This is a genomic window from Arthrobacter sp. NPDC080086 (assembly GCF_040702285.1).
Window position 1 is genome coordinate 20,980 of sequence record NZ_JBFBKP010000056.1, and the last position, 6,866, is coordinate 27,845.

Sequence of the window (6,866 nt, forward strand, 5' to 3'; positions counted from 1 at the left end):
CGCAGGACCCGGGAGGCGGTGCCGTCCTGAGCCCAGTCACAGGAGACACCATGTCCAACGCCTGGTCCTTTGAAACCCGTCAGATTCACGCCGGCCAGCAGCCGGACGCCGCCACCGGCGCCCGTGCGCTGCCGATCTACCAGACGACGTCGTTCGTCTTCCCGAGCGCCGAGAGCGCCGCCAACCGGTTCGCCCTGGCCGAGCTCGCCCCCATCTACACCCGAATCGGCAACCCCACCCAGGACGCGGTCGAACAGCGCATCGCCAGCCTGGAGGGCGGCCTCGGCGCGCTGCTGCTCAGTTCCGGGCAGGCGGCGGAAACCTTCGCCATCCTCAACATCGCCGAGGCCGGGGACCACGTGGTGGCCAGCCCCAGCCTCTATGGCGGCACCTACAACCTGCTGGCCCACACTCTGAAGAAGTTCGGCATCTCCGTGACCTTCGTGGCGGACCCGGACAACCTGGACCAGTGGCGCGAGGCGGTGCAGCCGAACACCAAGCTGTTCTTCGGGGAGGTGGTCTCCAATCCGCGCCAGGACGTCCTGGACATCGAGGGAATCTCGGACGTGGCCCACCAGGCAGGGGTGCCGCTGATCGTGGACAACACCCTCGCCACCCCGTACCTGATCCGGCCGCTGGAGTGGGGCGCGGACATCGTGGTGCACTCGGCCACGAAGTACCTGGGCGGCCACGGCTCGGCGATCGCCGGTGTGATCGTGGACTCCGGGAAGTTCGACTTCGGCGCGGACCCGGAGCGGTACCCCGGCTTCAACACCCCCGACCCCAGCTACAACGGCCTGGTCTACGCCCGGGACCTGGGCGCGGACGGCGCACTGGGGGCCAACCTCTCCTACATCCTCAAGGCCCGGGTCCAGCTGCTGCGCGACCTCGGCTCCGCCGTCGCGCCCTTCAACGCCTTCCTGATCGCCCAGGGCATCGAGACGCTGAGCCTGCGGGTGGAGCGGCACGTCGCCAACGCCACCCGGGTGGCCGAATGGCTGGAGGGCCGGGAGGACGTCGAATCGGTCGCCTACGCGGGGCTGCCCTCGAGCCCCTGGTACGAGCGCGGCCGGAAGTACGGTCCCCGCGGTACGGGCGCCGTCGTCTCCTTCGTCATCGCCGGGGGAGTGGAGGCCGGCAAGCGCTTCGTCGATGCCCTGGAGCTGCACTCGCACGTGGCGAACATCGGCGACGTGCGCTCGCTGGTGATCCACCCGGCGTCGACCACGCACAGCCAGCTCAGCCCGGAGCAGCAGGCGGTGGCGGGCGTCCACCCGGGCCTGGTCCGGCTCTCGGTGGGCCTGGAGCACATCGACGACATCCTGGCGGACCTCGACGCCGGCTTCCGCGCCGCGAAGACCGGCTAGGTCCGGGACCCCTGCCGGATTTCCCCACCTTTGCGGGCCCGACGGCGGCCGGCGCGGCGTGTCCGCGGCGACCCGCCCGCCTTGGCCTTCAAAGGTGGGGAAACGGGGCGGCGGGGCGGGCGGCTGTCACATGGAAGTCACAATCTTCGCCACGACGCCGCCCTCTTTCGTAGACTCGGTGCAGGTCATGAGTGCCAGCGACAGCCCCGGCTTGCTGGCCGGCAACCCTCCTTTTGCGGCGGGGTGCCCCGGGTGAAGACCTGGCCTGCCGGTCAATTGACGGCAGGCAAGCGCGAAGTGAGGTCTTTTAACATGACGATTGCCGTCACCCGAACGGGTGTACCCGCCACCAGCCCCGCAGCAGGAAACGCCGCCGCCCCCGAAGGCACCGTGCGGTACCTGTCCGTCGGCGCCCTGGAACTCGAATCCGGCGCCGTCCTGCCGGACGTGGTGCTGGCCTACGAGACCTGGGGCACCCTGAACGCGGACGCCTCCAACGCCGTTCTGATCGAGCACGCCCTGACCGGGGACACCCACGTCACCCGCGGCGCCGGCGGGGAGCCTGGCTGGTGGGAACAGCTCGCCGGCCCCGGCGCGCCCGTGGACACGGACCGGTACTTCGTGGTGTCCATCAACATCCTCGGCGGCTGCTACGGCTCCACCGGCCCGTCCACGCCGGCGCCCGACGGCCGGCCCTGGGGATCCCGCTTCCCCCTCGTCACCCTGCGCGACAGCACCGCCGCCGAGGCCCGGCTGGCCGACGCGCTGGGCATCCACCGATGGCACGCCGTGCTCGGCGGCTCCCTCGGCGGCGCCCGGGCCCTGGAGTGGGCCGTCAGCTACCCGGAACGCGTGCGCCGCTGCGCCGTGATCGCCGTCGGCGCCTACAGCACCGCCGAACAGATCGCCTTCGCCCAGGCCCAGACCCTCGCGATCCGTCAGGACCCGCGCTTCAATGGCGGCGACTACTACGGCGGCCCCGAGCCGCATGAGGGCCTGGCGCTGGCCCGGCGGATCGCGCACATCACCTACCGCTCGGCCGCCGAACTGGAGGGCCGCTTCGGCCGGACCGGTCAGGACGGCGAGACACCGCTCGCGCCCGGGCCGCTGTCCGGCCGCGGCCGCTACCAGGTGGAGAGCTACCTGGACCACCAGGGCAATAAACTGGTGCAGCGCTTCGACGCCAACAGCTACATCGCGATCACCGAAGCGCTGATGAGCCACGACGTCGCCCGTGGCCGCGGAAACCTGCAGCAGGCGCTCGCCGGGGCTACCGCCGAGTTCTTCATCGCCGCCGTGGACTCGGACCGGCTGTACTTTCCCGAACAGTCCCGGGAGCTCGCGGCGGCCCTGCCGGGGGAGGTGCCCATGCACGTCATCTCGGCCCCGATCGGCCACGACGGGTTCCTGACCGAGATCGGCCAGCTCGGCGGCGTCCTCCGGGAGGCGTTCTTCGCCTGAGCATCAAGGCTTCTTCGCTGGCTCTTGCCGGGGACTGGTGTGCAATTTTGCAGATAGGCTCTGCGCGATTGGTCGTTGAGGCTGCGGCGGTGACACTCCATACTCGTGGAGAATGACCGCGTGTGGTCCAACTCACACGGAGTCAGCCCAGTAAGCCGCAGGGTGTCGATGGCGACACCGAAGGAGTTCTTATGAGCACGGAAAACGCCGCCGCGAGGCGCGCAGAGGAAACCGACGTCAAGGCGTCCGGCCTCAAGAAAGTCGTCGCCGCCTCCATGGCCGGCACGGTGGTGGAGTGGTACGAATTCTTCCTCTACGCCTCCGCCGCAACCCTGGTCTTCGGCAAGGCCTTCTTCCCCAATTCCCAGACCGAACTGGACGGCATCCTGGCCGCCTTCCTGACCTACGCGGTCGGCTTCGTCGCCCGCCCCATCGGCGGCATCGTCTTCGGCCACTTCGGTGACAAGTTCGGGCGCAAGCAGCTGCTGCAGCTGAGCATCATCCTGGTGGGTGTCTCCACCTTCCTGATGGGCTGCCTGCCCACCTTCGCCCAGATCGGCTACTGGGCTCCGGCCCTGCTGGTCTTCCTGCGCTTCGCCCAGGGCTTCGCCGTCGGCGGTGAGTGGGGCGGCGCCGTCCTGCTGGTGGCCGAGCACAGCCCCAGCAAGTCCCGCGGCTTCTGGGCCAGCTGGCCGCAGTCCGCCGTGCCGCTGGGTAACCTCTTCGCCACCGCGGTGCTGTTCATCCTCTCCTCGGTCCTGTCCTCCGCCGACTTCCTCGGCTGGGGTTGGCGTGTGGCCTTCTGGCTCTCCGCCGTGATCGTCCTGATCGGCTACTACATCCGCACCAAGGTCAACGATGCGCCGATCTTCCTCGAGGCCCGCAAGGAAGTCGAAGCCGGCCACAAGGGCTACGGCGTTGCCGAGGTCTTCCGCCGCTACCCCCGCGGCGTCTTCACCGCCATGGGCCTGCGCTTCGCGGAGAACATCCTCTACTACCTCGTGGTCACCTTCTCCATCACCTACCTGAAGACCGTGGTCCACGCCGACACCACCCGCATCCTCATGCTGCTGCTGATCGCCCACGCCATTCACTTCTCTGTGGTTCCGATGGTGGGCCGGCTGTCCGACCGCCTGGGCCGCCGCCCGGTCTACATGGCCGGCGCCGTCCTCGGTGCCACCTGGGGCTTCTTCGCCTTCCCGATGATGGACACCGGCAACGACTTCATCATCCTTGCCTCGGTCATCATCGGCCTGCTGTTCCACGCCCTGATGTACGCCGGCCAGCCGGCCATCATGGCCGAGATGTTCCCGACCCGGATGCGCTACTCCGGCGTCTCCCTCGGCTACCAGGTGACCTCGATCGTGGCCGGTTCGCTCGCCCCGATCATCGCAGTGGCGTTGCTGGGCGAGTACAAGTCCTCCGTCCCGGTTGCCATCTACCTGGCGATCGCCTGCGCGATCACCGCCGTCGCGGTGCTCTTCCTGAAGGAAACCCGCGGCATCTCCCTGCACGACGTCGACGCCGCCGACGCCCAGGGCACGGCCGACCTCCTTGCCGCAGGCAAAAAATAGCAGGCAAGACGTAACGAACGACCAGCTTCACCGGCAGCCCCCGTCCCCGCACCGCGGGACGGGGGCTGCCGCTGTTCGGGGCTATCCCGTCAGCACGTCCTGCCGCTCGGCGATCTCGGCCCGGAGGGCGGCCAGCACGGCCTGCACCGGTGCCGAGCGGAGCGACTCGGCCCGCGCGGCGGCCCAGATGGGGAGCTGGCGCTGGAAGTCGGCCGGCAGGACCGGGACGAAGCCCTCCTTGCCCGCCACCAGGAAGTTCGGCAGCAGCCCGATCCCGGCCGCCCGCCGGACCGCCTCCAGCTGGGCGAAAATGCTGGTGGCCTGGAAGCTTGACCGTGGCAACGGCAGCTGCGTTGAGCGGTGGCCCAGCTCGGCCACCTGCAGGGCGGACTCCACGTAGGAGACGAAGCCGTGCCGGCGCACGTCGTCGAGCGTCTCCGGCGTCCCGTGTTCGCGGACGTACTGCGGGCTGGCGTACAGCCGCAGGAAGTAGTTGGCCAGGAAGATCGTCTGGGCGCTGCTGACCTCCAGATTGCCCACCACCACCTCCAGGTCCACACCCGAGCGGTTCTGGCTGACCTTGCGGGTGGCGCTGAGCACCTCCACGTTCAGCTGCGGGTGCTCGCGCTGCAGCCGGACCAGAGCCGGCGTGACGAACTCGGCGCCGAAACCGTCGGGGGTGCTGATCCGGACCAGCCCGGCCAGCACGTCATCCCGCCGGGCGATCCGGCCGCTGAGCGCGCCCAGGGTGCCCTCGATCGCCTCCGCCGCCGCCACCGCCTGGCCGCCGAGTTCGGTCAGTTCCCAGCCCTGCGGGGTGCGCTCGAGGGTCCGGCCGCCCAGCTGTTTGTCCAGCGCCAGGATCCGGCGGGAGATGGTGGTGTGCGTGGTGCCCAGGGTCTCCGCGACGGCGTTGAAACGGCCCAGCCGCGCCACGGTCAGCAGGATCAGCAGGTCATCGGGGCTGGGCAGGCGGTTCACGGTCCGGGCCTCTCGGTGCTTCGGATGCTATGTGCATGGCTGCACATGGCATCTTCACTTTTTTGTCTTGATTGCACTGTAACAGGGTGTGATGGTGGACACAGTGCCCCGCCGAAGCGCGGGGAGTTCCGCACGGAACCATCAGCCACACCAAGCAAAGGAGCTTTAGCCATGGCAGTTGTCGCCTGGATCGGACTGGGAAACATGGGCGGATTCATGTCCGTCAACCTCGCCAAGGCCGGACACGAGGTCCGCGGATTCGACCTCAACCCGGACGCCGTCGCCGCCGCCGAGGCCGGGGGAGTGACCCCCGCCGGCAGCATCGCCGAGGCCGTCAAGGGCGCCGACGTCGTCTTCACCATGCTGCCCAAGGGCGAGCACGCCCGCGCCGTCTACCTCGGCGAGGACGGCGTCCTGGCCCATGCGGACGCCACAACCCTGCTGGTGGATTCCTCCACGATTGACATCGCCTCCGCGCAGGCCCTGCACGACGCCGCGGCCGAGGCCGGCTTCCGCTTCGTCGACGCCCCGGTTTCCGGCGGCATCAGCGGCGCCAAGGCCGCCACCCTGACCTTCATGATCGGCGGCAAGCCCGACGCCGTCGCCGACGCCACCGAGTTCATCCGGCCGATGGCCGCGAACATCATCCCCACCGGCGGCGCCACCACCGGCCAGGCCGCCAAGATCTGCAACAACCTGATGCTCTTCATCAACCTCGCCTCCACCGCCGAGGGCGCCGTCCTGGCCGACCGGCTGGGCCTGGACAAGCAGGTCTTCTGGGACATCGCCTCCGTCTCCTCCGGCGACAGCTGGGCGCTGCGCACCTGGTACCCGGTGGCCGGCGTCGTTTCGACCGCCGCATCCAACAACGACTTCGCCCCCACCTTCACCGCGGAACTGGCCAATAAGGACATCGGACTGGCCATCAGCGCCGCCCAGGACACCGGCACCCCGCTGGAGATCGGCCAGCACGTCCAGCAGCTCTTCCAGCGGCTGATCGACGGCGGCCAGTCCGGCACCGACTGCTCCGCGATCGTGAAGCTGGTCGACGGCTCCTTCGAAGCCGCCAAGTAGCGCCGGAACCCCCCAAGAAAGAGAACCACCATGGAACGCATTCCCCACGTCATCAACGGCGAACTGGTCTCCGACGCCGAGCGCTACGGCCCCGTCTTCAACCCGGCCACCGGCGAGCAGAAGAAGGAAGTCGCCCTCGCCTCCGCCGCCCGGGTCGAGGAAGCCATCGCGGCCGCCCGCGCCGCCCTGCCCGGCTGGCGCGCCACCAGCCTGGCCCGCCGCACCGCCATCTTCTTCCGGGTCCGCGAGCTGCTGATGCAGCGCCGGCCGGAGCTGGCCGCGTTGCTGACCAGCGAGCACGGCAAGGTCCTCTCCGACGCGGAGGGCGAGATCACCCGCGGCCTCGAGAACATCGAGTTCGCCACCGGGCTCTCCCATGCCCTCAAGGGCGAACGCTCCGAGCAGGTTT

At 69.4% G+C, this 6,866-nt stretch carries 6 protein-coding genes and 1 riboswitch; of the genes, 5 read left to right on the forward strand and 1 reads right to left on the reverse strand.

The genetic code is table 11. The features are described 5' to 3' along the window. The first annotated feature begins 50 nt into the window (after positions 1-50). From AB0305_RS16700 to AB0305_RS16710, 3 genes are all read left to right on the forward strand, one after another. Positions 51-1,367 (forward strand): bifunctional o-acetylhomoserine/o-acetylserine sulfhydrylase, encoded by a 1,317-nt coding sequence (locus AB0305_RS16700; RefSeq protein ID WP_364137025.1) that lies wholly within the window; start codon positions 51-53, stop codon positions 1,365-1,367. Between the two features lie 183 nt (positions 1,368-1,550). Further along, a riboswitch (SAM riboswitch) is annotated at positions 1,551-1,666 on the forward strand. A gap of 13 nt (positions 1,667-1,679) precedes the next feature. Further along, on the forward strand, positions 1,680-2,828 hold the full coding sequence (locus tag AB0305_RS16705) for a homoserine O-acetyltransferase (protein WP_364137027.1): 1,149 nt from the start codon (positions 1,680-1,682) through the stop codon (positions 2,826-2,828). Between the two features lie 191 nt (positions 2,829-3,019). Further along, on the forward strand, positions 3,020-4,402 hold the full coding sequence (locus AB0305_RS16710) for an MFS transporter (protein ID WP_364137029.1): 1,383 nt from the start codon (positions 3,020-3,022) through the stop codon (positions 4,400-4,402). An 81-nt stretch (positions 4,403-4,483) separates the two neighbouring features. Here AB0305_RS16710 and AB0305_RS16715 read toward each other — a convergent pair whose 3' ends face one another. Next, positions 4,484-5,383: a LysR family transcriptional regulator gene (locus AB0305_RS16715; RefSeq protein WP_364137031.1), complete on the reverse strand. Its 900-nt coding sequence runs from the start codon at positions 5,381-5,383 to the stop codon at positions 4,484-4,486. A gap of 171 nt (positions 5,384-5,554) precedes the next feature. On the opposite strand from AB0305_RS16715, the gene mmsB reads away from it, so the two are divergent. Together mmsB and AB0305_RS16725 are read left to right on the forward strand one after the other, a co-directional pair. Next, positions 5,555-6,457 carry a 3-hydroxyisobutyrate dehydrogenase gene (gene mmsB / locus AB0305_RS16720; RefSeq protein WP_364137033.1) on the forward strand — a complete coding sequence of 301 codons (903 nt, stop codon included), beginning with the start codon at positions 5,555-5,557 and terminating at the stop codon, positions 6,455-6,457. 30 nt (positions 6,458-6,487) lie between these two features. After that, positions 6,488-6,866: aldehyde dehydrogenase family protein (locus tag AB0305_RS16725; RefSeq protein WP_366173444.1), on the forward strand; the 379-nt coding region annotated here is incomplete at its 3' end.

Bases quoted from the DNA above. Each gene is read 5' to 3' on its own strand.
- AB0305_RS16700 (WP_364137025.1), top strand. From the start codon at position 51: ATGTCCAACGCCTGGTCCTTTGAAACCCGTCAGATTCACGCCGGCCAG.
- AB0305_RS16705 (WP_364137027.1), top strand. From the start codon at position 1,680: ATGACGATTGCCGTCACCCGAACGGGTGTACCCGCCACCAGCCCCGCA.
- AB0305_RS16710 (WP_364137029.1), top strand. From the start codon at position 3,020: ATGAGCACGGAAAACGCCGCCGCGAGGCGCGCAGAGGAAACCGACGTC.
- mmsB (WP_364137033.1), top strand. From the start codon at position 5,555: ATGGCAGTTGTCGCCTGGATCGGACTGGGAAACATGGGCGGATTCATG.